The 23,701-nt window shown below is 73.5% G+C and carries 27 protein-coding genes and 1 pseudogene; 10 read left to right on the forward strand and 18 right to left on the reverse strand.

The features are described from left to right. Positions 1-12 precede the first annotated feature (12 nt). Positions 13-792 (forward strand): creatininase family protein, encoded by a 780-nt coding sequence (locus AC0VYM_RS15195; protein WP_475452577.1) that lies wholly within the window; start codon positions 13-15, stop codon positions 790-792. 18 nt (positions 793-810) lie between these two features. Here AC0VYM_RS15195 and AC0VYM_RS15200 read toward each other — a convergent pair. The 10 genes and pseudogenes from AC0VYM_RS15200 to AC0VYM_RS15245 all read right to left on the reverse strand — a co-directional run. Then, a pseudogene (locus AC0VYM_RS15200) lies at positions 811-1,638 on the reverse strand (lysylphosphatidylglycerol synthase domain-containing protein); the annotation flags it as partial. After that, a complete protein-coding gene (locus tag AC0VYM_RS15205; RefSeq protein WP_475463047.1) occupies positions 1,635-2,498 on the reverse strand; it encodes a class I SAM-dependent methyltransferase in 864 nt (287 codons plus the stop codon). The gene AC0VYM_RS15205 and the pseudogene AC0VYM_RS15200, both read right to left, overlap by 4 nt. Positions 2,499-2,650: 152 nt before the next feature. Continuing rightward, positions 2,651-3,451, reverse strand: coding sequence for an SAM-dependent methyltransferase (locus AC0VYM_RS15210; protein WP_475452579.1), 801 nt, complete (start codon positions 3,449-3,451; stop codon positions 2,651-2,653). 114 nt (positions 3,452-3,565) lie between these two features. Further along, complete coding sequence (locus tag AC0VYM_RS15215) at positions 3,566-5,104, reverse strand: MFS transporter (protein ID WP_475463049.1); 1,539 nt, start codon at positions 5,102-5,104, stop codon at positions 3,566-3,568. 222 nt (positions 5,105-5,326) lie between these two features. Then, positions 5,327-6,403 (reverse strand): glycosyltransferase family 4 protein, encoded by a 1,077-nt coding sequence (locus tag AC0VYM_RS15220; RefSeq protein ID WP_475452581.1) that lies wholly within the window; start codon positions 6,401-6,403, stop codon positions 5,327-5,329. 8 nt (positions 6,404-6,411) lie between these two features. Beyond that, positions 6,412-6,810 carry a 6-pyruvoyl trahydropterin synthase family protein gene (locus AC0VYM_RS15225; protein WP_475452583.1) on the reverse strand — a complete coding sequence of 133 codons (399 nt, stop codon included), beginning with the start codon at positions 6,808-6,810 and terminating at the stop codon, positions 6,412-6,414. A 35-nt stretch (positions 6,811-6,845) separates the two neighbouring features. Further along, positions 6,846-7,823: a zinc-dependent alcohol dehydrogenase gene (locus AC0VYM_RS15230; RefSeq protein WP_475452585.1), complete on the reverse strand. Its 978-nt coding sequence runs from the start codon at positions 7,821-7,823 to the stop codon at positions 6,846-6,848. Between the two features lie 3 nt (positions 7,824-7,826). Then, a complete protein-coding gene (locus tag AC0VYM_RS15235; RefSeq protein ID WP_475452587.1) occupies positions 7,827-8,474 on the reverse strand; it encodes a CDP-alcohol phosphatidyltransferase family protein in 648 nt (215 codons plus the stop codon). Beyond that, positions 8,467-9,108, reverse strand: a complete 642-nt coding sequence (locus tag AC0VYM_RS15240) for a GTP cyclohydrolase II (protein WP_475452589.1) — start codon at positions 9,106-9,108, stop codon at positions 8,467-8,469. Before AC0VYM_RS15240 ends, AC0VYM_RS15235 begins: the two co-directional genes overlap by 8 nt. 72 nt (positions 9,109-9,180) lie before the next feature. Beyond that, positions 9,181-9,798 (reverse strand): hypothetical protein, encoded by a 618-nt coding sequence (locus AC0VYM_RS15245; RefSeq protein ID WP_475463050.1) that lies wholly within the window; start codon positions 9,796-9,798, stop codon positions 9,181-9,183. A 57-nt stretch (positions 9,799-9,855) separates the two neighbouring features. On the opposite strand from AC0VYM_RS15245, the gene AC0VYM_RS15250 reads away from it, so the two are divergent. After that, positions 9,856-10,143 carry a hypothetical protein gene (locus AC0VYM_RS15250; RefSeq protein ID WP_475463051.1) on the forward strand — a complete coding sequence of 96 codons (288 nt, stop codon included), beginning with the start codon at positions 9,856-9,858 and terminating at the stop codon, positions 10,141-10,143. A gap of 13 nt (positions 10,144-10,156) precedes the next feature. Here the strand turns inward: AC0VYM_RS15250 and AC0VYM_RS15255 are convergent, their stop codons facing one another. After that, on the reverse strand, positions 10,157-11,122 hold the full coding sequence (locus tag AC0VYM_RS15255; RefSeq protein ID WP_475452591.1) for an SDR family oxidoreductase: 966 nt from the start codon (positions 11,120-11,122) through the stop codon (positions 10,157-10,159). Between the two features lie 186 nt (positions 11,123-11,308). Continuing rightward, entirely contained in the window at positions 11,309-12,676 is a 1,368-nt protein-coding gene (locus AC0VYM_RS15260; RefSeq protein WP_475452593.1) for a hypothetical protein, read from the reverse strand. A 115-nt stretch (positions 12,677-12,791) separates the two neighbouring features. Here AC0VYM_RS15260 and AC0VYM_RS15265 point away from each other — a divergent pair, with 115 nt between their 5' ends. The 5 genes from AC0VYM_RS15265 to AC0VYM_RS15285 all read left to right on the forward strand — a co-directional run bounded on the left by AC0VYM_RS15265 (position 12,792) and on the right by AC0VYM_RS15285 (position 16,547). Beyond that, complete coding sequence (locus AC0VYM_RS15265) at positions 12,792-13,358, forward strand: hypothetical protein (RefSeq protein ID WP_475452595.1); 567 nt, start codon at positions 12,792-12,794, stop codon at positions 13,356-13,358. A gap of 165 nt (positions 13,359-13,523) precedes the next feature. Further along, positions 13,524-14,090 carry an RNA polymerase sigma factor gene (locus AC0VYM_RS15270; RefSeq protein WP_475452597.1) on the forward strand — a complete coding sequence of 189 codons (567 nt, stop codon included), beginning with the start codon at positions 13,524-13,526 and terminating at the stop codon, positions 14,088-14,090. Positions 14,091-14,152: 62 nt separating this feature from the next. Next, the gene (locus AC0VYM_RS15275) at positions 14,153-14,758 is read left to right on the forward strand and encodes an SCO family protein (protein ID WP_475452599.1); all 606 of its coding nucleotides are present in this window, start codon (positions 14,153-14,155) and stop codon (positions 14,756-14,758) included. After that, positions 14,755-15,987: a Dyp-type peroxidase gene (locus tag AC0VYM_RS15280; protein ID WP_475452601.1), complete on the forward strand. Its 1,233-nt coding sequence runs from the start codon at positions 14,755-14,757 to the stop codon at positions 15,985-15,987. The genes AC0VYM_RS15275 and AC0VYM_RS15280 overlap by 4 nt, the downstream gene beginning before the upstream one ends. Positions 15,988-16,016: 29 nt before the next feature. After that, positions 16,017-16,547: a copper chaperone PCu(A)C gene (locus AC0VYM_RS15285; protein WP_475452603.1), complete on the forward strand. Its 531-nt coding sequence runs from the start codon at positions 16,017-16,019 to the stop codon at positions 16,545-16,547. 15 nt (positions 16,548-16,562) lie between these two features. Here AC0VYM_RS15285 and AC0VYM_RS15290 read toward each other — a convergent pair whose 3' ends face one another. The 3 genes from AC0VYM_RS15290 to AC0VYM_RS15300 form a co-directional block, all read right to left on the reverse strand. Next, positions 16,563-16,961: a VOC family protein gene (locus tag AC0VYM_RS15290; protein WP_475452605.1), complete on the reverse strand. Its 399-nt coding sequence runs from the start codon at positions 16,959-16,961 to the stop codon at positions 16,563-16,565. Then, positions 16,958-17,251: an ArsR/SmtB family transcription factor gene (locus AC0VYM_RS15295; protein WP_475452607.1), complete on the reverse strand. Its 294-nt coding sequence runs from the start codon at positions 17,249-17,251 to the stop codon at positions 16,958-16,960. The genes AC0VYM_RS15290 and AC0VYM_RS15295 overlap by 4 nt, the downstream gene beginning before the upstream one ends. A 77-nt stretch (positions 17,252-17,328) precedes the next feature. Then, on the reverse strand, positions 17,329-18,258 hold the full coding sequence (locus AC0VYM_RS15300; RefSeq protein ID WP_475452609.1) for a LysR family transcriptional regulator: 930 nt from the start codon (positions 18,256-18,258) through the stop codon (positions 17,329-17,331). A gap of 75 nt (positions 18,259-18,333) precedes the next feature. On the opposite strand from AC0VYM_RS15300, the gene AC0VYM_RS15305 reads away from it, so the two are divergent. Further along, entirely contained in the window at positions 18,334-19,590 is a 1,257-nt protein-coding gene (locus AC0VYM_RS15305) for an MFS transporter (RefSeq protein WP_475452611.1), read from the forward strand. A gap of 58 nt (positions 19,591-19,648) precedes the next feature. Here AC0VYM_RS15305 and AC0VYM_RS15310 read toward each other — a convergent pair whose 3' ends face one another. Both AC0VYM_RS15310 and AC0VYM_RS15315 read right to left on the reverse strand, forming a co-directional pair. Continuing rightward, complete coding sequence (locus tag AC0VYM_RS15310; RefSeq protein ID WP_475452613.1) at positions 19,649-20,320, reverse strand: lysophospholipid acyltransferase family protein; 672 nt, start codon at positions 20,318-20,320, stop codon at positions 19,649-19,651. Between the two features lie 140 nt (positions 20,321-20,460). Next, entirely contained in the window at positions 20,461-21,384 is a 924-nt protein-coding gene (locus AC0VYM_RS15315) for a serine/threonine dehydratase (protein ID WP_475452615.1), read from the reverse strand. Between the two features lie 120 nt (positions 21,385-21,504). On the opposite strand from AC0VYM_RS15315, the gene AC0VYM_RS15320 reads away from it, so the two are divergent. Together AC0VYM_RS15320 and AC0VYM_RS15325 are read left to right on the forward strand one after the other, a co-directional pair. Then, positions 21,505-22,410, forward strand: a complete 906-nt coding sequence (locus AC0VYM_RS15320; RefSeq protein ID WP_475452617.1) for a LysR family transcriptional regulator — start codon at positions 21,505-21,507, stop codon at positions 22,408-22,410. A 117-nt stretch (positions 22,411-22,527) separates the two neighbouring features. Beyond that, entirely contained in the window at positions 22,528-22,932 is a 405-nt protein-coding gene (locus AC0VYM_RS15325; protein ID WP_475452619.1) for a VOC family protein, read from the forward strand. Between the two features lie 9 nt (positions 22,933-22,941). On the opposite strand, the gene AC0VYM_RS15330 is transcribed toward AC0VYM_RS15325, so the two are convergent. Further along, a complete protein-coding gene (locus AC0VYM_RS15330; protein ID WP_475452621.1) occupies positions 22,942-23,574 on the reverse strand; it encodes a trimeric intracellular cation channel family protein in 633 nt (210 codons plus the stop codon). Positions 23,575-23,701: the final 127 nt, after the last annotated feature.

Genomic DNA, 23,701 nt, shown 5'->3' on the forward strand with positions numbered 1-23,701 from the left:
GAGGATGGGCCCATGGACTTCTCCGACCCCCTACCCGGTGACACCAGCGAGGACGAGCGCACGCGCGGCGCCCGGGTGGCGCTGCTGCCCGTGGGCAGCCTCGAACAGCACGGCTCCCACCTGCCGCTGACCACGGACACCGTCATCGCCTGCGCCCTGGCGCGGAGCCTGGCCGACGCCCACCCCGGGCTGCGGCTCCTGCCTCCCCTCAGCTTCGGCTGCTCCCACGAACACGACGCCTGGCCGGGGACCGTCAGCGTCACCGCGCCCACCCTGTACGCCATGGCCTCCGACATCGCCGCGTCCCTCCGTGCGGCGGGCACTCCCAAGCTGGTCCTGGTCAACGGGCACGGCGGCAACCACGTGCTCGCCAACCTCGTGCAGGCCTCGCGCGGCGACATGGCCCTCTTCCCCGGCCCGGACGACTGGGAGGCGGCACGCGGGGCGGCGAGGATGAGCACCACCAACGACCGCGACATGCACGCGGGGGAGCTGGAGACCTCGGTCCTGCTCCACGTGCGCCCCGACCTGGTCCGCCCCGGCTACCAGGAGGCCGACCACCTCGCGGACCGGCGCGACCACATGCTCACCACCGGGCTGTCCCGCTACACCCGCTCCGGGGTGGTGGGACAGCCCTCACGCGCCACGGCCACCGAGGGCCGTGATCTTCTGGCGCACCTGGTGAAGGTGTTCACCGGGTACCTCAACGTGCTCGACCCGCAGCAGCCGCCACAGCAGCACCAGCCCGCCGGGAAGGGAGGCGACCAGGGCCAGGAGCCCGTACGCCACTGACACCGTCAGCCCCAGGTCAGCCCCCAGCCCGGCCGCCCCGAAGGCCAGGGCCGTCACCGCCTCACGCGGACCCCAACCGCCGAGGTTGGCCGGGACACTCATGGCCACCAGGGCGAGCACCAGCAGCGGGAGCAGGGCCGGTGCGGGCACGGCGACCCCGACCGCCCGCGCCGCGACCAGGAACAGCGTGAGGTGCCCGGCCAGCGCGGCCGCCGACAGCAGCACCACGCCCGGGCCGGTCGTCACCGTGAACAGACCGGCCCGGGTGTCCGCGACCGTCGCGGACAAGGCCCGCCACCAGGCCGAACCCCGTCGGCGCCCGAGCACCCAGCCGAGCGCCACCACCAGCGCCATCAGCGCGAACACGGCCAGGGAGGCGGCCACCGCCAGCAGCCCCGGCCCCAGGAGCGCGGCGGGCAGGGTGAACAGCAGCACCGCGCAGGTCGCGGCGAGCACCACCTGCCCGGCCATGCGCTCCAGCAGCACGGCGCGCACACCCCGGGCCACGTCACCGGCGTAGCGGCCGTGGCTGACCGCCCGGTGCACGTCCCCCAGCACTCCGGCGGGCAGCACGGCGTTCAGGAACAGGGCCCGGTAGTAGTCGGCCACCGCGCGCACCCAGGGCAGACGCAGCCCCACCCCGCGCGCCACCAGGACCCATCGGCCCGCGCACAGCAGGGTCGTGACCAGACCGATCCCCAGTGCCGTCGTCACCGTCGCCGGGTCGACCGCTCCGAACGCGGCGGTGAAGGCCCCCAACGGGAACCACCACACCACCCCGGCCAGGATCGCGACCCCGACCAGCGGGCGCGCGATCCTGGTCCACCGTCCTTCGGTGCCGTTCATGGGAGCGGCACGCCCTCACCGGGTGGCGGCGGCTCGCCGGGCAGCGCCAGCAGGTCGGTGTGGTGTACCAGCACGCCCAACTCCCCCCGTTCACACTGGCCGAGCCGTCGTTCCAGGTACCCGCCGACCGCCGCCCCCGGGTCCTCCTCGAAGGCGGCCTCCGCCCATCCCCGCAGCCAGGAGCGGACGAGCGGAACGCGCTCCGGACCCAGCCGCCAGGGACTCGGGTGGGACAGGGTCCGGTACCCCAGCGCACCGAACGCCCCCTCGGCCTCCTCGGCGGCCTCCGGCCCGCGACGCCCGCCCCGGCGCTGGTGGGCGTTGAACGCCTCCGTCAGCGCCGGGTCGTCCCGGTCACCCGGGAAGAGCTCCACCCGGCCCACCACCGACAGCGTGAACAGGGCCGCGCAGCCCGCACCGGCCACCGCCCGGACGATGCGCTCCAGCTCCGTCCGCGTGAGCAGGTCGAGCAGAGCGGACCCGGTGACCAGGTCGACCCCGGACAGGTCCCGCGCGGTGATCGTACCCACGTCCCGTAGACACATCCGAGCACTCACCGGTGAGCCGTCCTCCGAGGCGGCGGGCAGGTACGCCCCGGCCATCGACAGCAGGCCGGGATCCACGTCGTAGAGCGTCCAGCGCTGGACCCCGGCCAGCCGGGGCGCCAGCCAGCGACCCTGGGAACCGGACCCGCATCCGAGGTCGGCGATCCGGACCGGGCGCTCGCGGGATCCGCCGCCGCGCCCACGGAGGAAGGCCCGGAGCGGTGGGAGCGTCGCCGTGGCACGGGCCTGGGAGTCGGCACCCTCCCGCAGGGCCAACCAGCCCGGATCGAAGGCGGGCGGCGGGTTCTCGGACACAGAGCTCAACGGGACCCCTCCCGGTGGAGTGCGACCGCCAGCGGACGGCAGCCTCCTCCCAGAGTGCCAGCTCAGGCGCGTCCGGGAGGTCCGTTCCAGGAAGCCTTTGCCCGGATCTGTCTCCCGGGTGCCCTCGGTCGGACCCGGACCGGTCAGACCTTCCGGGCCAGACCCGCGTACTGGGGGACGGGGCGGACGGTGCCCACCTCGGTGGGTCCGGGGCGCCAGTGGAACACCGGGACCACGCCCGGCTCCACGAGCTCGTAGCCGTCGAAGAAGCTGTGGAACTCCTCCACGGTGCGCATGTGGTACTTCTGGGCGACGTGCCGCTCCCAGACGCGCATGCCCTCGGCGGCGCGCTCGGTGTCCTCGACCTCCATGTGGGCCAGCACGCCGTCGCACACCGCGAAGAAGCTGCCCGGGGCCAGACGGTCGACGTAGGCGCGCACGAGACGGACCGCCTCCTCGATCTCGAAGTGGCCCATGGTGCCCATCAGGGTCAGCCCGACGGGCCGCTCCAGGTCCAGTGTCCGTCCGGCCGCCTCCAGGACCTTCTCCACATCGCGCAGGTCCTGGTCCACGTACTGGGTCCTGCCCGCGTCGGTGCCCACGAGGAGCGCGCGGGCGTGGGCCAGGACGAGGGGGTCGTTGTCCACGTAGACCACCCGGGCCGAGGGGTCGAGCGCCTGGGCCACCTCGTGGGTGTTGTCGGCGGTGGGCAGCCCGGTGCCGATGTCGAGGAACTGGGTGAGGCCCTCCTCCTCGACCAGGTGGCCGACGGCGCGGCGCAGGAAGAGCCGGTCTCCCTGCGCCGCCTCCGCGACCGCGGGGAACAGGGCCCGGACGCGGTCACCGACCTCGCGGTCGACGGGGTAGTTGTCCTTCCCGCCCAACCAGTAGTTCCACACGCGCGCGGTGTGGGCGACGGTGCTGTCGATCGGGGTGTCCGGCATGGTGCCTCGCGTTCCTGTGGGTCTCGGGGGGCTCGGGGGAACCACCCCCGCAGTCTCCTTCCCCGATCCGCCCGGGCGCAAGCCGCGAAGCCCTGTGCCCCAGGGCTTCGCGGTTCAGGAGGACAGCGCCGCCGGTTCCTCGGGCCCGGGCCGCGCCTCCTCGTCGGGCCGCTTCATGTCCACGGTGTCCCGCAGCTGAACCCGGGGGAGGAAGAGCGCCACGACCAGGCCGACCACGGCGATACCGGTGGCGACCAGGAAGATGTCGCCGGTGGAGGAGCCGTAGGCTCCCTCGACGATCTCGCGGAGGAACGGCGGCATACCCGCCAGGTCCAGGGTGGTGCCGTCGGCGCCCCCCGGGGGGACCTCCACACCCGAGGCCGCCAGGCCGTCGGTGACGTTCGTGCTCACCCGGTTGGCGAGGATCGCCCCGAGCACGGACACGCCGATGGTGCCGCCGAGCGACCGGAAGAACGTGATCGCTCCGCTGGCCGCCCCGAGCTCGCGCAGCGGGACCGAGTTCTGCACGACCAGCACGAGGTTCTGCATGGACATGCCCACGCCCACACCGACCCCCAGCATGCCCAGGGACACCACGTACAGGGAGGTGGTCGCGTCGATGGTGGACAGCAGCAGGAATCCGAGGGAGAGGAACACCAGACCGGTGACGACGTAGGCCTTGACCCGGCCGGAGCGGGAGACCAGCCACCCGGACACGGTGGAGGAGAGCATCATGCCGAGCATCAGCGGGGTGGTGAGCAGACCGGCGGCGGTCGGTGAGTAGCCCCGGGCCAGCTGGAAGTACTGGCCGAGGAAGACCGCCCCGCCGAACATCGCCATGCCGACCGCGACGCTGGCGACGATCGCGATCAGGGGTTCGCGGCGAAGCACCAGGTGCAGCGGGATGACCGGCTCGGCGACCCGGTTCTCCACCCACACGGCCACGGCCAGCAGCGCGAGGCCTCCGGTGACCATGGCGCCGGTCTGCCAGGAGATCCACGCGAAGCTGCCGCCGACGAAGGTCACCCACAGCAGGATGGTGCTGACACCGGCGGCGATGAGTGTGGCGCCGACGTAGTCCACGCGCACGTCGGTGCGGTGCTCCTCGACGAGGTGCAGCGTGCGGGTGAGCACCACCAGCGCGACCAGCATGAACGGCACGCCGATGAAGAAGCACCAGCGCCAGCCCAGCCAGGAGGCGTCCGTGAGCGCCCCGCCGATCAGCGGGCCCCCGACGGTGGCCACGGCCATGATGGCGCCGATGATCCCGTTGAAGCGGCCGCGTTCCTTGGGGCTGACCAGGGCGGCGATGGTGGCCTGGACCAGGACCTGGGAGGCGCCCATGCCGAGTCCCTGGAGGGCGCGGAAGGCGATGAGCTGTTCGGTGTTCTGGGCGAACCCGCTGAGCAGCGAGGCCACGATGAACAGCACGATCGAGATCTGGAGCAGCCGCTTCTTCGGGAAGAGGTCGGCGAGCTTGCCCCAGACGGGGGTGGAGGCCGTGGACGCCAGCAGCGTCGCGGTCACCACCCAGGTGTACTGGGACTGGGTTCCTTGGAGGGATCCGAGGATCTGGGGCAGGGCGACCGAGACGATCGTGCCGCTGAGCATCGTCACGCCGAGGACGATCAGCAGCCCGCTCAGGGTGCGCATGATCGGTGTACGTGCGGTGCCCTGGGACTGAGGAGTACTCAAGGCTGGCCTCTGGTGAAGAGAGAAACGGGTGAAGGCGCGCAGGTGGAGGAGGTCTGCTGAGGCGGCAAAAATGCATACTAAGAATTTTTGCACCCTATGCACGATACCACCGGCCTCGGTGCCGGGACATGCGCGCCTCGGAGAACCCCGTCACATGCGACCGGGCCGTTCACGGAGCGCTCAGATGCCGAGCGCGCGCGCCATCTCGCGGGCCGCCCCGGACCATCCGTCCAGCTCCTCGCGGCGCCGCCGCGCCGCCCCGCGCAGCGTCTCCCGCAGTCCCGGGTCGGTCAGCCAGTCCCGCAGCGCCCGCTCCAGCGCCGCCGCGTCACCGGGGGGCACCAGCAACCCGGGCACGCGCCCGTCGGAGGCCCGGCCCAACGCCTCGGGGACCCCACCCACCTCGGACGCCACCACGGGAACCCCCCGGGCCAGGGCCTCGGTCACGACCATCCCGTAGGTCTCCGCGCGGGAGGCCAGCACCACCAGGTCGGCGGAGTCGTACACACCCTCCAGCTCCGCGCCGACCAGCGGTCCGGTGAACCGCACCCGGCCCGCCAACGCGTCCGCGAGCGGGGGAGGGGCGCCCGGCCCCGCGCACACGCACTCCCACGGCAGCCCGACCAGGCCACGGAGGGCGCCCAGCAGCAGGTCGTGGCCCTTGCGCGGGGTCAGGGAGGCCACGCACACCAGCCGGGGCACCCGGCCCGCCTCCTCCTCGAAGCCGCTCCCGCGCGCCAGCGGCGCCGCGTCCACCCCCGGCCGCACCGCGGCCACGGGTACGCCCGCCTCCGTCAGACCGTGGTGCCCGGCCAGCCGCCGCGCCGCCCACGCGCTGGTCGCCACCACCGACACCCCGCACCGCAGCACGGTCCGTTCACGGTCGTCCAGGTCCCGGGCCTCCGCTTCCGACAGCCCCGACTCGTCGGCCAGCGGCAGGTGCACCAGCACGTGGAGCCGGAGCCGCCGCGCGTGCGGCACGACCACCTCGGGGACTCCGCAGGCCACCAGACCGTCCACCAGCACGGAGGCGCCGTCGGGCGCACCGGCCAGCACCGAGGAGAGCGCCTCGGTCCCGACCCGCCCCGGACGCGGCCACGAGCCGGGAACCGCCACCGTCCGCACCGGCCGCAGCGGCCCGGCGGGACCGCTCGGTGTGTCCAGCCCGCCCAGCGCGTCCGCGATCCGCCGGTCGTAGGTGTGCCCGCCGCTGGGCACCGACGCCTCCGGAACGACGAACAGCGTCGGTGTCCGCACGGCCCCGGTCACAGCTCGCGTTCGTAGGAGGCCCAGGCCACGTGGGACTCGTGCAGGGTCACCGCGATCGAGGCCAGACCGTCGGCGTGCGGTCCCAGGGCCCCGGCCGCGACCCGCCCGGCCAGCCGGTCCGCGACCACCCGGGCCAGGAACTCGGTGGAGGTGTTCACCCCCGCGAACTCGGGGACCTCGTCCAGGTTGCGGTAGTTGAGTTCGGCCACCACCGCGCCCAGCTCCCGGGTGGCCGCGCCGATGTCCACCACGATGCCGTCGGGGTCCAGCTCCGGTCGGCGCAGGGTGGCGTCCACCACGAACGTCGCCCCGTGCAGGGCCTGGGCGGGGCCGAAGACCTCCCCCCGGAAGCTGTGCGCGACCATCAGGTGGTCCCGGACGGTGACACTGAACATGCGGACTCCCAGGGTGTCGGGTGCGGTCGGTGCGGTCAGGTCTCGTACACGACGCGATGGCACAGGGCCGACAGCTCGCCGCTGGCCAGCCTCGGCAGGACCGAGGGCAGCTCCTCGAACGGGCTCTCCCCGGTGAGCAGGGCGTCGAAGGCGGGGTCCTCCAGCAGGCGCAGCGCCAGTGCGAGGCGCTCGGCGTGGTCGTAGCGCGAACGGCGGGCCGGGGAGATCATGCCGACCTGGCTGGCACGCACCGTCAGCCGGTGGGAGTGGAAGTCCTCGCCCAGCGGCAGGATCACCCGCCGGTCCCCGTACCAGCTGAGCTCCACGACCTCGCCCTCCACGTGCAGCAGCCGCAGCGAGGAGACCAGCCCCGCCTCGGTGGCGCTGGTGTGGAAGACCAGGTCGCGGTCGCCCTCGGCCCGCTCGGGAGGGGCGAAGTCCACCCCGAGGCGGTCGGCGATCGCGGCGCGCCCGGGATCCACGTCCACCAGCTGGACCCGCGCCCCCGGTATCTGGGACAGCAGGCGCGCCACGCAGCAGCCCACCATGCCCGCGCCCACCACCGTCACCCGGTCGCCCACCATCGGGGCGGCGTCCCACAGGGCGTTGATCGCGGTCTCCACCGTGCCGGCCAGGACCGCGCGGGAGGCAGGAACGCCCTCGGGGACCACCGACACCGCCGAAGCGGGCACCACGAACCGGGTCTGGTGCGGGAACAGGCTGAACACCGTCCGCCCCACCAGCTCTCCGGGGCCCTCCTCGACCACGCCCACGTTCAGGTACCCGTACTTCAGCGGGCCGGGGAAGTCGCCCTCCTGGAAGGGGGCGCGCATCACCCCGTACTGGTTGGGCGGCACCCCGCCGCCGAACACCAGGGTCTCCGTGCCCCGGCTGATCCCCGAGTTCAGGGCGCGCACCACCACCTCACCGGGGCCTGGTTCGGGCAGCTCCACCTCCCGGACCTCACCCACGCCGGGGGAGCGCACCCAGAACGCCCGAGCCGTCCTCGCCATCCCTCACCTCTTCCTCTCCACGGGACCGGGCCCGAGGGCACGCGCCCGCCACAGTCCCACCACGTCACGTCCGAACGACCACAGCAGGGCGACCAGCGCCAGTCCCACCACCACGTCACCCACCGGCAGGGGGAGGACCCCCGAGGCGGCCACCGTCAACACGATCCCCTGGGCGGCGGCCACGGCCTTGCGCGCCACGCTCGGCGGCAACGGGCCCCTGAGCCACGGTGCCGCGCGGGCGGCGACCCAGAAGAGGTACCGCATCGCGCCGATCGCCAGGACCCAGGGTCCCAGCACCCCGGAGACGTACACACTCAGGGCCAGGATCAGGAACGCGTCGGCCTCCATGTCGAACCGGGCGCCGAAGTCCGACTCCGTGCGCGTACCGCGGGCCACCAGCCCGTCCACCCAGTCCAGGACCAGGGCCACGGCCGCCACCGCCACCAACGGCCCGGCGGGGCCACCCTCGGCGACCAGCGCCGTCACCACGCCGATCAGAACGACGCGCACCAGGGTCACCAGATCGGCCGGGCCCAGCGGCCACCGCTCGTAGCGGCGGATCGCCACCACCAGCGCCAGCGTCACCAGCACGGCGTACAGCGGCGCGGCGACCCAGCCCCGGATACCGAGCCAGGAGGCCGGGTCAGCCACCCGCCAGCCCCGGGTCGCCGTTCAGGTGCGGCAGGTCGTGGCCCAGGCGGTCCCGTTTGGCGACCAGGTAGCGGGAGTTGTTCTCGTGCGGGGGCACCAGCAGAGGAACCCGGGCGGCCACCTTGACCCCGTAGCCCTCCAGCGCCAGCACCTTGTCCGGGTTGTTGGAGAGCAGCCGCACCGAACGCACGCCCCGGTACCGCAGCACCCGCGCCGCAGGGCCGTAGTCGCGCACGTCCACCGGCAGGCCCAGGTGCGTCGCGGAGTCCACGGTGTCCAGCCCGCGCTCGTCCTGGAGCACCTGGGTGCGGACCTTGTTCACGAGCCCGATCCCGCGCCCCTCGTGGCCGCGCAGGTACACCAGTACGCCGCGGCCCTCGGTCAGGATCGTGCCCAGGGCGGCGTCGAGCTGGTCGCCGCACTCGCAGCGCAGCGCGCCGAACACGTCCCCGGTGACGCACTCGGAGTGCACCCGGACCAGGACCTCCTCGCCGTCACCCAGCGCGCCCAGGACCAGGGCCATGTGCTCCTGGCCGTCGACCGGGTCCCGGAAGGCCACACAGCGGAACGTGCCCCTGCGCACCACCAGGTCCGACTCGGCGACCTCCGCGCCGTCAAGAGAGTGCTCCGTCATGTGTCCTCCGATGCGGATGCGACCTGACCAGGTGCGTGCCCATCCCACCGGTCGGATACACGGGTCGGACGACTATTCCGGCAGGTCCACCCGGATCTCGTCGCCCAGGGCGAAGCCGCCCTCCAGCTCCAGGGAGTCCCCGCTCCAGAACCGCCCCGGATCGTAGTAGCCGGGCCGCCTGCCCGGGGCCAGCAGCCCCATCTCCTCGTAGGTCAGCGCCATGACCTCCGCGCAGTAGGCGGTCTCCAACCGGCGTTCGCGAGCCCTGCCCCGGAACGGCATCCGGCCCAGCGCCCACCGCCCGGCCAGTTGGGCGGTCGAGGGGAAGGGGGTGCCGTCGAGCCGGGCGACCATCCGCAGCGCGGCGTCCTCCATCGCGCGGTCGGCCAGCGGGTCCAGCTGGCGCAGCCAGGCCCGCTGACCGTAGCGGTGCCCCCACACCAGGACGGCGTCACGCAGGTCGTGCAACTGGACGCCGCGCTGGTGGGTGCCGGTCCACATGTCCACCAGGGACCTGCCCAGCTCCGCGTGCCACATCAACGGGGGTAGGTCGTCCACCACGACGGCCATGCCGACGTGGTTGACCGGGCTGTTGGTGGTGAGCTGGATGGCCCGGTCCGGCACGCTCGTGCCCCGGAACACCCACACGTCACCGGTTCTGGTCAGATCGACCGCCGTGTCCAGGTCCATGCTCGTCTCTGCCACAGGCACTAGCCTATGAGCATGAAGTGGTGGAAGGCCTTGGGAGTGGCCGCCTTCGTGGGTGTGGCGGCCACCGGAGTGGCGATCGCGCGGGCCGAACGGGAGCGCCGCGCCTACACCCCCGAGCAGGTCAGGGACCGACTGCGCGAGCGCGTGGCGGAGGTCGACCGCGCTGCTCGCGGCCCCGTGGGCGACCCCGAGCCCGTGTCCGCGCCGTCGCGCGTCCCGCTCGGCGCGGTGCGCGCGGGACTGTCCCGGCTCCGGACCCGGCTCCGGAGCCTCCGGCCGGTGGCCACAACCGGCCACCGCGATCGCGAGGCGCGTCGGGGGTAGGCGCTGACTCCGGTCAGGCGCCCTGCACGTAGGAGAGCAGGATGCGTTCGACCTCCTCCGAGGGGCCCACGCCCAGCGGCGGCTCGCCCCGTTCACGGTCCCAGGCCAGCACGTCGGCGGCGGTGGTGGCCAGCGGGGTCGAGGGCAGCCCGGCCTCCCGCGCTCGGCCGAAGTCACGCTGGAAGGTCTGTTCCCACACCGGGTCGGGCCGTACCAGCGGGAAGCGGGCCTTGATCGTCTCCGGCGGCACCAGGACCGGTTCGACCTCGCTCCCGGCCGCGCGGGCGCAGGTGCGCAGCATCTCCATCAGGGTGAGCGGTTCGGCCGGTCCCATGGCGTTGAACACGCCCCCGCGGTCGTCCTCAGCCAACAACACGACGAGTCGGGCCAGGTCCCGCACGTCGAGGAGTTGCACCGGCTGCCCGGGGTCCGCGGGCAGGACGACCTTGCCGCCGCGCGCGGCCCGGCGCACCCAGTACGTGAACTGGTTGACGTTGTCGTGCGGTCCGGCGAGCATCCCGGGCCGCACCACGGTGGCGCGCCCGCCGTACCGGGAGTGCAGTTCCCGCTCGCAGGCGACCTTGAGCGGACCGTAGGTGTCCCGGCCGACCTCCTCGGTGTCCCACTCGGGAGCGTGGAGGGGCGCCGACTCGTCCGCTCCGGGGCCGGAGCCGGGAGCGTAGACGGCGTTGCTGGACACGAACAGGTACCGGCCCACACGGTCGCCCAGCGCCTCATGGGACTGCCGCACGTGCCTGGGCACGAACCCGCTGACGTCGACGACCGTGTCCCAGGAGCCCTCGGCGAGGGCGGAGTGGTCGCCCTCCTCGCGGTCCCCCACCAGGAGCCCGGCCCGGGGGAAGAGACCCCGCGCGGTCCGTCCCCGGTTGAAGAGCGTGACCTCGTGTCCGCGCCGCAGCGCGTCGTCGACGATCGCCCGGCCGACGAACGAGGTACCGCCCAACACGAGAATCCGCATGAGCCCAGAGCCTAGCGCCCGTTCCCACCAGCTTCGAGCACCGTCACAGCGTCGAACGGGGCGACCGGTGGGCCAGGACCGACGCCACAGTGGGGATGCGGCCCATCGGGGCGACGATTCCGGAGGTTCCTTCTCGGATGACCCCAAATCCCTTCCCAGCGGAACGGACCCGGGCCGGACGGTCGGTCAGAGCGGCCTGGTGAGGTGGCCGACGGACTCCAGCAGGGAGATGTGGTCCGTGCCCAGGGACTCCAGGAAGGCGATCACGTCCCGGTGCGGAACCCTGTGCAGAGGGGCGCTGGTCCGTGACAGGCCGACGCGGGACAGGCCCTCACCGCCGCCCAGCCGGGAGGCCGGGGTGGCGGGCGGGTCCACCCGGTACAGCCGCCAGGCGCTGCCCCGGGGAGCGGAGGCCAGCAGGAGTGTGGGCCGCTTCCACACGATCAGCGCCCAGCCCTTGGGGCCCTCGGCGTGCACGATGACGGGGTCCGCGTGCCCCTCCAGCAGTTCGACCACCTGCGCGGCGACCGGGACGGGGTTGGTGAACGCGCCGCGGACCCGGTGTGTGCCGGAGTCGTACTCCAGACTCCACCCCGAGGCCTCCAGCTCGGCGGCCACCCGGGCGAGGCGGTCGTCGCCCTCGGGAGGGGCCGCCTCGGCCGGTTCGGGGGAGGGGGCGGCAGGGAGGATCAGGCCCAGTTCCAGGCCCGCCCCGGTGGCGGCGGCGCCGGTGAGCGCCGCAAGGTTCGCGCCGCAGGTCAGGGCGGAACGCTGGTCGCCCCGCTGCCACTCGACGAGACCGCCGTGCTCGGGGAACCCCGCCGCGACGGGGTGTACGGAGGCCTCCACCCCCGCCTCGGCCAGGGCTCGGGCGGCGTCCTCGCGGTCCTGTTCCGGCCACGATCCGGGGACGCCCAGGCGCACGTGGGCGGGGGACAGCCGCCGGGTGAGGGCGGCCAGCGCCGGAGCGTCGTACCCGCGCAGGGGAGCGTGCAGGGTGAGTTCGCTGACCGGTCCCTCGGGCAGGTGGGCGAGGAGCGGCGCGTCCAGGTTGTGCACCACCCGGGCGGCCGACTCCGTCGGGTTGGTCAGCAGGAGGTCCTCCAACCGGTCGGCCAGGGAGGACAGCCGCTCGGCCAGGGACGCGGGCAGCGTGATCCCGGTCGCGCAGGAGGAGAGCCACGCGCCCAGTTCCGCGAGCGCCCACGGGACCCCGTCGGGGCCGCCGCGCACCACCGTCCAGACCCGGTCCTCGGCGGTGGGGGAACCGGAGCCGAAGGCGGCCACGACGTGTTCGTCACCCAGCAGCAGGGCCAGGTCCGGGACGGAGCGGTCGATCAGCGCGTACGTGCGGTCCGGGCGCCCCACGGAGGCCTCCTCGGACGCGGTGCCGAGCACGGTGACGGCCGCGCCCAGGCCCTGGGCGACGGGGACCAGGCCGTCCTCCAGGGCGGAGAGATCCATCACCGTCCCCACCAGCAGGAACTCGCGTAGCGGAGCACCGTCGGTACGGGCGTTCCACTCGTGCAGCAGGGCGAGCGGGGAGACGGACACGGGCGACCTCTGTTCTCACACCGGGGACGCTAGCGAGCATAACGGAGCGCGGCGGCGGGTCCCCGCGATACCCCCGTGGCGGACACGCGGCGGGGGGTGCGACGATGTGAACACCATGACCGAGAGCGAACAGTGCCGACCGCTGCGCGCCGGGGTGTTCACCCTGGTGTGCGCGAGCCTGTCCGCGATCGGCCACTCCGTGAGCTCGGGGCACGACGTCCCCCTGGTCGGCCTCCTGCTGGGCGTCGCCGTGGTCTTCGCCGTCGCGTGGGCGCTGGCGGGCCGCAGGTACGGCCCCGGGATGCTCACCGCGTGGATGCTGTGGGGCCAGCTCGCCCTGCACGTGACCTTCTCCTACGCCCAGGGCGCCCCTCACACGGACCACACCGGCGCGGTGCTGGCCCAGGACCCGGTGCCCGCGTGGGCGATGATCTCGATGCACGTGGCGATGGCGCTGGTCAGCGCGTGGTGGTTGCACCTCGGTGAGAACGCCCTGTTCGCCTTCCTGCGGTTCATGGCGCTCTCGCTGATCCCCCTCCTGCTGGTGGTCGGCGCCGTCCCGACGGCCCGGGCCGCGGTCTCCGCCCGGTTCGCCGCCACCGACCAGCACTCCCGCACGCGGCCGCCCTATCTGCGCCACTCGCGTGTGCTGCGCGGCCCACCGCCCGTCCCGGCCGCCTGACCGGAGTCCTCTCCGCACCGGGGCATCCCCCGCGTCGTCAGGCCGCCCTCCCGTGTCCCCGTGGTGCCGCCCCGTCGGCACCGCCTGCCCAGGACACCCCGTGGTCCCCCACCGCCCGCAGGTGGCGGGGCGGCCGCGCGGGCGGTGACAGAAAGCACGATCCGCATGACATGGAGTGATGGGTCCGGTGTGGCCCACACACAGTCCGACCTGGCCCGACTGGCCCAGCGCGCCGGGGCCGGCGTCCCCGGGGCGATGGATGCCCTGTTCACCCTGACCCGAGCCGACGTGGCCCGCTACATCGCCCGCCGGGTCGAACCCTCGTGGGTCGAGGACCTCACCCAGGAGACCTTCCACCGCGCCATGCGCGGCCTGCCCGGGTACGCGGGACGGTCCCCGGTACGGGCCTGGCTGCTGTCCGTGGCCCGCCACACCGTCGCCGACCGCTACCGCAGCCGTGCGCGCTCACCGCGTACGGAACCGGTCGAGGACTGGGAGCGCGCGCTCGGCCCCGGTGCGGCGGAGCCGGGGCGGTTCGACGAGTACCTGGCCCTGACCTCCCTTCTGGAGGACCTGCCCGAGGACCGGCGTACCGCCTTCGTCCTCACCCAGGTCCACCGCGTGCCCTACGCCGAGGCCGCCGCGCTGACCGGTGTCCCGATCGGCACGGTCCGCTCGCGTGTGGCCCGGTGCCGCCGCGACCTCGCCCGCCTGGTGCGGGAGGCGGCGTGAACGCCCCGCCCGCGCACCCCCCGAGTCACCCCTGGAAGCACCGTCCCGTGAGGAAGCACCCGATGAGACATCCGATCCGCTCCCTGGCTGTCGCCGCCGCCGCGCTGCTGGCCGTCACCGCCTGCGGGGGGCCCGACCTGGCCGAGGCCGAGCACTACCTCGACCTCTCCGACCAGCCCATGGCCGCCTCGGAGATCGAGCTCGCCACCGTCGACGGAGAGCCCTGGGGGTTCACCGACGTGGCCGACGACCGGCTCACCCTGCTGTTCTTCGGCTACACGAGCTGTCCGGACGTGTGCCCCATGACCATGGCCGAGATCAACCTCGCCCTGGACCAGGCCGGAGAGGACGCGGACGGGTTCGACGTGGTGATGGTGAGCAGCGACCCCGAGCGGGACACCGACGAACAGCTGCGCTCCTGGCTGGACCGGTTCGACCCGGACTTCCAGGGTGTGCGCGGGGACGTGGACGACACCGTCCAGGCCGCCCTGGACTACGGCGTCCCGATCGAGGCGCCCGAGGTCACCGAGGGCGAGTACCTGGTCTCGCACGGCGGCCGCATCCTGGTGCTCACCCCCGACGGTGAGGCCGCGGGCATGTTCGACGAGGGCGTGGGCGCCGACGACATCGCCCCGCTCCTGCCGGTGCTGCGGTCGGAACTGCTGTGAGCTCCGGGACCGGGGTCTCCCGGCGCGGCCTGTTCGCGGGGGTGGGAGCCGCCGGGGCGGTGGGCCTGACCACCGGGGGACTGCTGGGCACGGGGGCGGCGCGCGTGCTCGGAGGGGAGGACCCCGCCCGGGACCTGACGCTGTCCCGGAGCGGCCCCGAGGAGGGGCGTCCGCCCGCGCTGCTCACGCCCACCCCGGCCCACGTCCACGTGGTCGCGGTGGACCTGCGGGCGGACGAACCGGCGGAGGTCTCCGCCCGGGCCCGCGAGGTCCTGGCCGTCTGGGGCGAGCGGGCCCGGGAACTCCACGAGAGCGGACTGGCCGCGCTCGCGCCCGGTGCGCCCACCGAGGGACTGCACCCGGCCTCCCTGGGGATCACCCTCGGCCTGGGCGGCGCCCTCCTGGACCGGGCCGGTCTGGGCGACCGTCGCCCCGAGCCCCTGGAGGACCTGCCGGACTTCGCCGCGGACCGGCTCGACCCCGCGCTGTGCGGGGGCGACCTGATGCTCCACGTGGGCGCCGAGGACCCCCTCGTGGTCAGCGCCGCCGTGGAGCACCTGCTCGGCCTGGTCCGGGAACAGGCCAGCGTGCGCTGGTCCCTGCCCGGGTTCCAGCGCGCCGCCGCCACGGCCGAGGACGCCTCGGCCACCCCGCGCAACCTCATGGGACAGGTCGACGGCACGGTCAACCCCGCACCAGCGGACGCACGGTTCGGCCCGCAGGTCCTGGCCGCGCACCCCGAGCCCGGCACGGCCTGGATGGACGGCGGCACCTACGTGGTGGTGCGGCGCATCCGCATGCTGCTGGACGACTGGTTCGACCTGGCGCCCGAGGACCGGGAACGGGTGATCGGCCGCCGTCTGTCGGACGGCGCGCCGTTGGGCGGGGACCGTGAGGACGACCTCCCCGACCTCGCGGCCAGGGACGCCGACGGAGGGCCCATGGTCCCCGACGACGCCCACATCCGCCTGGCCAGCCCGGAACGCACCCTCGGCGCCCGCATGCTGCGGCGCGGGTTCAACTACGACCTCGGCTGGAAGGACGGCCACCGCGAGGCCGGGCTGCTGTTCACCGCCTGGCAGGCCGACCCCCGCGCCGGATTCACCGCCGTGCAGCGGGAGCTCGACCGGGGCGGCGACGCCCTCAACACCTTCGTCCGCCATGAGGGGAGCGCCGTCTTCGCGGTGCCCCCCGCGCTCGATCCCCATCCGGCCCACACCCTCTGGTGACCGGGCCGACCGACCCACAGGACACGAACATGAAGACACACACCGCGACCGCGACACTGCTGGCCCTGGCCCTGCTCGCCACGGGCTGTTCGTCCGACGCCCCCGTCCAGGAGGCCGCCGTGGAGACCCCCGCACGGGGCGGCGCCGAGGCCGACGCGATCATCGTCGAGGACGCCTGGATCCCCGAACCGGCCAACCCCGAGGTGGGCGTGGTCTACCTCGCGATCACCAACACCGACGCCTCCGCCGCCGACGCCGTGGTCGAGGTGCGCACCGACGCGTCGCCCGAGGCCGAGCTGTGCACCACCGAGACCACGGAGTCGGGCGCGGCCGTCATGACGACCCTCGACGAGATCCCCGTCCCCGCGGGTGGCACCACCACCTTCGTCGACGGCGGCTACCACGTCATGGTCAACGACATCCCCGAACCCCTCGCCGTCGGTGACTCCGTGGCCGTCACCCTGGGCTTCGCCAGCGGAACCGAGATCGCACTGGACGTCCCCGTGCAGGAGATGACCGGCCCGACCCCGGACGAGGCGGACCACGGCGCCCACCACTGAGCGATCCGCCCGGGACTAGACGGGGGTGACGATCTGGATGAGGTTGCCGCAGGTGTCGTCCAGCACGGCGGTGGTGACCGGGCCCATGGTCAGCGGGGCCTGGGTGAAGGTGACCCCGAGGGCGCGCAGCCGCTCGTACTCGGCGTGGACGTCGTCCACCTGGAACTGGGTCGCCGGGATGCCGTCGTCGTTCAGCGCCGCGCGGTAGGGGGCCACGGCGAGGTGCCCCGAGGGCTCCAGCAGCAGCTCGGCCCCCTCCGGGTCCTCCGGGGAGACCACGGTCAGCCAGCGGTTCTCACCCTCGGGCTCACCGATGGGCACGTCGTGCTTCTTCACGAAGCCCAACACGTTCGTGTAGAAGTCCAGGGCCTTGACCTGGCTGTCGACGAAGACGCTGTTGATGTGGATTCTCATGAGTCGCTCTCCCGCGGGTTCGGTCCCAGCCACCGCTCGACGATGTGTCCGAGCGGCTCCGGGTTCATGTCGTGGAACTTGTAGCGTCCCTCGCGCCTGCTCTCGACCAGGCCCGCCTTCTCCAGGACCGCGAGGTGCTGGGAGACCGCCTGGCGCGAGATGCCGAGCTGGTGCCTGGTCGCCAGCCGGGCGCAGAGTTCGAACAGGGTCTGCCCGGACCGTTCGCGGAGCTCGTCCAGGATGACGCGGCGGGTCGGGTCGGCCAGGGCCTTGAACAGTTCGTCGGACACCCGACCACTATAGGCAAGTCATCACTTGCCTATCAAGCCGTGAGCTGGTGTTTTGCGATGACTTGAACCACGGAACCCTAGCTTCCGTAGACCCCGGCCAGGAGGTCCGCCAGGGCGGTCAGTTGCGGGGTGGCGCGGTCGGTGCGCCAGACCAGGCCCAGCTGGGACGGCTCGGTCAGCCCCTCCACCGCCAGGCACCGCAGGTCGGCCCGGGTGATCTCCTCGGCCAGGGGGCGACACACCAGCATGGCGTGCGCCCCGGCGGCCACCAGGGCCAGCCCCTCCTGCATGGTGTGCACGCTCGTCCCGGAACGGAGGGGCGCGCCCGCCGGGGTGGTGGGCGGCACCCGCGCCGCCATCCAGTAGTCCGGTGCCTCACCGGCCGGGCGCAGCAGGTCGAACCGGGTTAGCTCCTCCACGTGCAGCCGACCCCCGTCCGCCAGCGGATGGTCGGCGGACACCGCCAGGAGGCGGTCCTGCGGTGGGAACCGGAAGCCCACGGTCAGTTCACCCTCGTGGACGGGGAGTTCCACCAGAGCCGCGTCCAGTCGGCCCGCCACCACGTCCGAGAACGGGGACCCCAGGGGGATCTCGCTCAGCGCGACCGTCACCCCGTGCTCGCCCCGCAGCAGCCGGAACGCCTCGGCCACCTGCACGTGGACACTCCCGTTGAAGCCGATCCGCAGCTCCCGCAACGATCCGCGCATCGCCCTGTCGCGGGCGCGCAGGAACGTGGCGGCCAGGTTCTCGTAGGCGGGCCGCACCTCCTCCACGAACTGCGATCCGAACCGGGTGAGCGACACCCGCCTGCTGGTGCGCTCCACCAGGCGCGCCCCGACGCGGCGTTCGAGCGCGGAGACGAGTTGACTGGCCCGGCTGGGGGAGAACCCCAACCGTTCGGCGGTGCGGCCGAAGTGCAGCTCCTCCGCCAGCACGATCAGGCACTCGATCTGCTGGACGTGGACCTGGTTCAACGCGCCGTCCACGGGTGCGCTCGTGCTCGCCATATCGTTGAGCCTAGCTCAACGATCGCTGAGCGGATCGCTGTTGTTCGCCGCCCTCGCGGCCGCTTGGCTGGATCCATGAGTCCCACCGCGTCGTCCCCGACGACCCCCACCCGTACACCCGCCGAACCGCCCGGGGCGGGCCGCACCGCGCTCCGGCAGTGGACGGCGGTCGCCGTGCTGTCCCTGAGCACCTTCGTGGTCGTCACCTCCGAGATGCTGCCGGTCGGCGTCCTGACTCCCATGGCGGAGGGACTGGGCATCACGGCCGGGGCGGCCGGATCCAGCCTCACCGTCACCGGTCTGGTCGCGGCCGTCACCGCCGCGCTGGTCCCGCGCCTGCTCGGCGCCCTCGACCGGCGCGCGGTGCTGGCCGCCGCCATGGTGGTGCTCGCCCTCGGCAACGTCCTGACCACCCTCGCCCCGGGCTTCGCCGTGCTCGTCGCGGCCCGCGTGATCCTCGGGGTCGGTATGGGCGCTGTCTGGGGGCTGGCGGCGGCGGTGGCGATCCGCCTCGTCACCCCGGCGAGGGCGGCGCTGGCGGTGTCCTTCGCGGTCAGCGGGGTCGCCGCCGCCTCGGTGGTCGGAGTGCCGCTGGGCACCGTGATCGGGAACGCCCTCGGCTGGCGGGCCGCCTTCGCCGCCCTGGCGATGGCCGCCGTGGTCCTGGCGGTCGCCCTGCCGCTGTTCCTGCCCCGCCTGCCCCGTCCCACCGCCGCGCACCCCGCGGCGGGCCCCGCGCCGACCCTGTTCACCCCACCGGTCCTGGTCGGGCTGGGCGTCGTGGTCCTGCTGGTCACCGCGCACTTCGCCGCCTACACCTACGTACGTCCGGTCCTGGAGGAACGCGCCGGTCTGGATCCCTCGGCCATCGCCCTGCTCCTGCTGGTGTACGGGGTGTTCGGCCTGGTGGGGAACTTCGCCGCCGGGGCGGTGGCCGCCCACCGCACCAGGGCCACCGTCCTGGGGCTGGCGGCCGGTGTCGGCACCGCCGTCGCCGTGCTGGCCCTGCTCGGCACGGTCCCCCTGGCCGCCGGTGCCGGGATCGCCCTGTGGGGCGTGGCCTACGGAGGGGTGTCGGTGGCCGGGCAGATCTGGATGACCCGTGCCGCACCGGACCGCGTCGAGCACGTCACCGGACTCTACGTGGGCGCCTTCACCGCCTCGATCGCCCTGGGCGCGCTGGTCGGCGGCGGGGTGGTGGAGCTCGCGGGCGTCACCTGGCTGCTGTGGGGCGCCGCGGCCCTGGCTTGGGCCGCCCTGGCCGTCGGTCTCCTGGGTCCGGGCCCCCACCCGCGCGGAGCCGAGCGCGACGAGGAGCCGCGACGCGGCTGAGTCCGCCGACGTGGATGCGGGCGGGTCCCGCACGGGGCCCACCCCGCACGCGCCCGTCCTACTCGTCGCCGCCGAAGCTGTTGTACTCGTCGGCCCGCTCCTGGCCGGACAGCGCGTGGATGGCGTCCATGACCTCGTCGGTGATCACCCTGCGGGCCTTGCCGGGGGCCATGCCGTCGAAGCCGGTCGAGAAGTCCATCGGCTCGCCGAAGCGCACGGTGAAGGGTCGGGGGCGCGGCATGCTGGCGCCGATGGGCTGCACCTGCTGGGTGCCCGAGACCGCGACCGGCACGATGGGCGCCTTGGACTCCAGGGCCAGGTGGGCGACGCCGGTGCGGCCCCGGTACAGGCGGCCGTCACGGGAACGGGTGCCCTCGGGGTAGACCACGCAGGCCTCACCCTCGTTCAGGCGGTCCAGCATCATCTCCAGCGACACCATGGCGTCGCGGGCGTTGCCGCGCTGGACCGGCATGGCGCCCAGGGACCCGAACACCGTCTTGGTGACGCGCCCCCTGATCCCGGTGCCCTCGAAGTAGTCCGACTTGGCGAGGAACCGCACGGGGCGCTGGGTGACCGACAGGGGGATGACGACGCTGTCCACGAACGACAGGTGGTTGCTGGCGAGCAGGACCGCACCCGTGGCGGGGACGTTCTCACGGCCCTCGATGGTCGGTCGGCACAGGGTCCGGGCGAGGACCGCCGCGGTATGCCGCAACGCACCGTAGAGCACGTGTTCTCCCTTGTGTTGTCGGACGGAGCCGACCTCAATGTAAGGGTGACTCACCGGTAATGATGACCTGCCGCACACAGAGTGCCGCACGTCACGTACCGGCGGAAACAGGGAGGTCGGGCCCGTCGGAGCGGGGGAGGTCAGCTGTGCGGGCGCCAGTCGGCGTTGGCCCCGCACACCACCAGGCACGGGTTGTCGCCCGGCACGCGCCCGGCCAGCCAGGCGGCGAAGGGAACGGCGGCGGCGGGCTCGGCGGCGATGCGGAACTCCTGCCACAGTCGGGTCTGCGCGCTGATGATCTCGGCGTCGCTGACCAGCACCGTCGTCACCGGGTTCGCGCGCAGGACCTCGAAGGGCACCCGGCCGAAGGTGGACGCGCCCAGCGCGGACGAGGCGACCGAGTCCACCGGGGTGCGGACCGGGTGACCGGCCTCCAGCGCGGCGCCCAGGCTCCGGCAGCCCTCGGGCTCGACTCCGACCACCTGACGCCCCTCGGCGCCCAGGCGTACCCCGGCGACCAGACCGCCACCGCCCACCGCGACCACGATCGAGTCGCACTCGGGCGCGTCGGCGGCGATCTCCAGGCCGAGGGTGCCCTGGCCCGCGACCACCAGCGCGTCGTCGTAGGCGTGCAGGTAGCGGACGCCCTCGGACTCCGCGCGGGCCAGCGCCGCCTCGGCCGCCACCGCGAACTCCTCACCGACCCGGACGATCTCCGCGCCGGTGGCCGCCAGGGGAGCGGCCTTGGCCTCGGGCACCGTCTCGGGCACGTACACCGTGGCGTGCACCCCCAGCATGCCCGCGGCGGTGGCCACGCCGAGGCCGTGGTTGCCCCCGGAGGCGGTGATCACCCGGTCGGTGGGCTCGCCGCCGAGCAGGGCGTTGAGGGCGCCGCGGAGCTTGAACGCGCCCGTGCGCTGGAGGTGCTCCAGCTTCAGGGTGAGGGGTCGCCCGTCGATCTCGGCACGCAGGACCGGGGTCCGGCGGGCGTACGGTGCGATGCGCTCGGCTGCGGCGCGGACGTCGGTGGCCGTGGGCACGGCGGGCGCGGTCGTGGTGCTCATGGTCCCACTCTGCCGCTACTGACCATTAACTTAAAGTTGGGTCTGCTAAAGAATGTTAAGAAGAACTTTGTGTCATGCTTTGTCCTAAAGGACCGTGTCGTGCCAGGAGGGGGTGATCGTGTGCTCGACGCCAACCGTCTGCGCGTGCTCGTGGAGATCGCGCACGCCGGGTCGATCGCGGCCGCCGCCGACCGCCTCTCCTTCACCCCGCCCGCCCTGTCCCAGCAGCTCACCAAACTGGAACGCGAGGTCGGCTGCCGCCTGGTGGAACGCGGCCGCACCGGGGCGACCCTGACCAGGGCCGGGGAGGTCCTGCTCGAACACGGCGAACGGGTCCTGGGCGAACTCCGCGACGCCGAGTCCGCCGTCCGCGCCTTCGCGGGAGACCGCGCCGACCGCCTGTCCCTGGGTGCCTTCGCCAGCGCGGGCAAGGTCCTGCTCCCCGGGGCGCTCGCCGCCTTCGGCCACGAACACCCCCATGTGCGGCTGTCGCTGTCCGACATCGAACCGCCCGGCGGCCTCGGCCTGGTCACCTCCGGCGATCTCGACCTGCTCATCACCCACCGCTACCCGGGGGTGCCGCTGCCCCGCGCTGGCGGCCTGCACCGCGAACGCCTCCTGGTGGACCCGCTCCTGGTGGTGGCGCCCACCGGCCATTCCATCAGCGACACCGAACTCTCCTTGGTGGACCTGGCCGACGAGGAGTGGATCTGCGGCGCCCCCGGCATCCACAACCGGATCAGCCTGGACACCGCCGCCGCGGCCGCCGGGGTGCGCCTGAGCGTCGCCTACGAGACGCGCGACTACGAGGTCGCCCTGGCGCTCATCACCGCCGGGGTGGGGATCGCCCTCATCCCCCAGAGCATCCTCGACGCCGCACACGGCGGGGGGTGGGTCAGCCGACCCCTGCGCGGCACCCGGCTGGCCAGGGAGATCTACACCGTGCACCGGCTCCGACCGCCGGAGCCGGTCCCCGACATGGTCGCCACCCTGCGCCGCACCGCGGCCCGCAGCCTCCGGACCTGAACCGGCGCCGATCCGTTCGGAGGGTCCGGGACCGATGAGTTCCGCCGACTCCGGGGGTCGGTACGGACGAACGGAGCGCCGTGTCCCACGGCGCCGAGCCCCGACGAGAGGACCACCATGACCGAGGCACCCTTCGAGATCGCCCTCCCCATCGCCGACCGGTGGCGCGCGATGGTCTTCTACCGGGACGCCTTCGGGTTCGAGGCCCTGGGCGAGCCCGCCGAGGACGGGGTGCCCGAACCGCTGCGGCTGCGGGTCAACGACCACGCCGTGCTGACGCTCGTTCCCGCCGACGGACTCGCCTGGGTCCTGGGTGAGACCCGCCGACTCGCTCCGCCCGGCACCAGCGAGTGCCTGCTGACCAGGACGTTCTCCACCGAGGCGGCCGTCGACGAGCTCCTGGGACGGGTCCGGGAGGCCGGGGGAGAGGTGGTCGGCGCGGCCGAGCGGCAGCCCTGGGGCTACTCGGGAACGTGTGCCGATCCGGACGGCCACCTGTGGCAGATCACCGTCGAACCCTGACCGGAACCCCTACAGGGGCGGTGCCCCGGGCGGGTTCGGGGCGTTCCAGCGGTAGCGCAGGGCCAGGACGCGCAGGGTGAAGCACAGCAGCGAGCCGATCACCGCGATCCAACCCGGACCGAAGCCGGTCAGGTCCACGACCACCACGAACAGCGCCCCGATCATCGCGGGTATGGCGTACAGGTGCGAGTTGGCGCTGAGCACCGTCGGCACCCGGCTGAGCAGCACGTCCCTGATGGTGCCGCCGCCCACACCCGTGATGACGCCCAGCAGCACCGCCTGGAGCGGCCCGAAGCCGAACTCCAGCGCCTTGGTCGCCCCGATCACGGCGAACAGGCTGAGCCCGGCGGCGTCGAACACCAGGATGGGCCGGGTCAGGTGGGTGAGCTGACGGCTGAGGAAGAACGCCAGGGTCCCCCCGGCCAGCGCCGTGGCCAGGTACCGCCAGTCCTGGAAGGTGGCCGGGGTCTGGCCCAGCAGGACGTCGCGGAGGATGCCGCCGCCCAGGGCGGTCACCATCCCCAGCACCATGACACCGACGAGGTCCACCCGCGCGGTGCGGATGGCGGTCAGTGCCCCGTCCAGCGAGAACGCCAGGATGCCGAGGAGGTCCAGGAGGAGGAGCAGATCGAGCGTGGACATGGCCGTGGGGGGTCCCTTGTGCGCAGCGACGAGTGTGGAGGGGTCCACTGACCGGCCATTCCATCACGCCCCGGACGACCGGGGGCCGACACGGTCGCCCGTGTCGGCCCCCGGGCCCGGTCAGCGG

The organism is Nocardiopsis sp. iso_237, from assembly GCF_056173345.1.

Bases quoted from the DNA above. Each gene is read 5' to 3' on its own strand.
- AC0VYM_RS15290 (WP_475452605.1), bottom strand. From the start codon at position 16,961: ATGAGAATCCACATCAACAGCGTCTTCGTCGACAGCCAGGTCAAGGCC.
- AC0VYM_RS15300 (WP_475452609.1), bottom strand. From the start codon at position 18,258: ATGGCGAGCACGAGCGCACCCGTGGACGGCGCGTTGAACCAGGTCCAC.
- AC0VYM_RS15325 (WP_475452619.1), top strand. From the start codon at position 22,528: ATGACCGAGGCACCCTTCGAGATCGCCCTCCCCATCGCCGACCGGTGG.
- AC0VYM_RS15225 (WP_475452583.1), bottom strand. From the start codon at position 6,810: ATGTTCAGTGTCACCGTCCGGGACCACCTGATGGTCGCGCACAGCTTC.
- AC0VYM_RS15240 (WP_475452589.1), bottom strand. From the start codon at position 9,108: ATGACGGAGCACTCTCTTGACGGCGCGGAGGTCGCCGAGTCGGACCTG.
- AC0VYM_RS15210 (WP_475452579.1), bottom strand. From the start codon at position 3,451: ATGCCGGACACCCCGATCGACAGCACCGTCGCCCACACCGCGCGCGTG.
- AC0VYM_RS15255 (WP_475452591.1), bottom strand. From the start codon at position 11,122: ATGCGGATTCTCGTGTTGGGCGGTACCTCGTTCGTCGGCCGGGCGATC.
- AC0VYM_RS15285 (WP_475452603.1), top strand. From the start codon at position 16,017: ATGAAGACACACACCGCGACCGCGACACTGCTGGCCCTGGCCCTGCTC.
- AC0VYM_RS15230 (WP_475452585.1), bottom strand. From the start codon at position 7,823: ATGGCGAGGACGGCTCGGGCGTTCTGGGTGCGCTCCCCCGGCGTGGGT.
- AC0VYM_RS15245 (WP_475463050.1), bottom strand. From the start codon at position 9,798: ATGGACCTGGACACGGCGGTCGATCTGACCAGAACCGGTGACGTGTGG.
- AC0VYM_RS15195 (WP_475452577.1), top strand. From the start codon at position 13: ATGGACTTCTCCGACCCCCTACCCGGTGACACCAGCGAGGACGAGCGC.
- AC0VYM_RS15270 (WP_475452597.1), top strand. From the start codon at position 13,524: ATGACATGGAGTGATGGGTCCGGTGTGGCCCACACACAGTCCGACCTG.
- AC0VYM_RS15275 (WP_475452599.1), top strand. From the start codon at position 14,153: ATGAGACATCCGATCCGCTCCCTGGCTGTCGCCGCCGCCGCGCTGCTG.
- AC0VYM_RS15315 (WP_475452615.1), bottom strand. From the start codon at position 21,384: ATGAGCACCACGACCGCGCCCGCCGTGCCCACGGCCACCGACGTCCGC.
- AC0VYM_RS15305 (WP_475452611.1), top strand. From the start codon at position 18,334: ATGAGTCCCACCGCGTCGTCCCCGACGACCCCCACCCGTACACCCGCC.
- AC0VYM_RS15215 (WP_475463049.1), bottom strand. From the start codon at position 5,104: ATGCGCACCCTGAGCGGGCTGCTGATCGTCCTCGGCGTGACGATGCTC.
- AC0VYM_RS15330 (WP_475452621.1), bottom strand. From the start codon at position 23,574: ATGTCCACGCTCGATCTGCTCCTCCTCCTGGACCTCCTCGGCATCCTG.
- AC0VYM_RS15265 (WP_475452595.1), top strand. From the start codon at position 12,792: ATGACCGAGAGCGAACAGTGCCGACCGCTGCGCGCCGGGGTGTTCACC.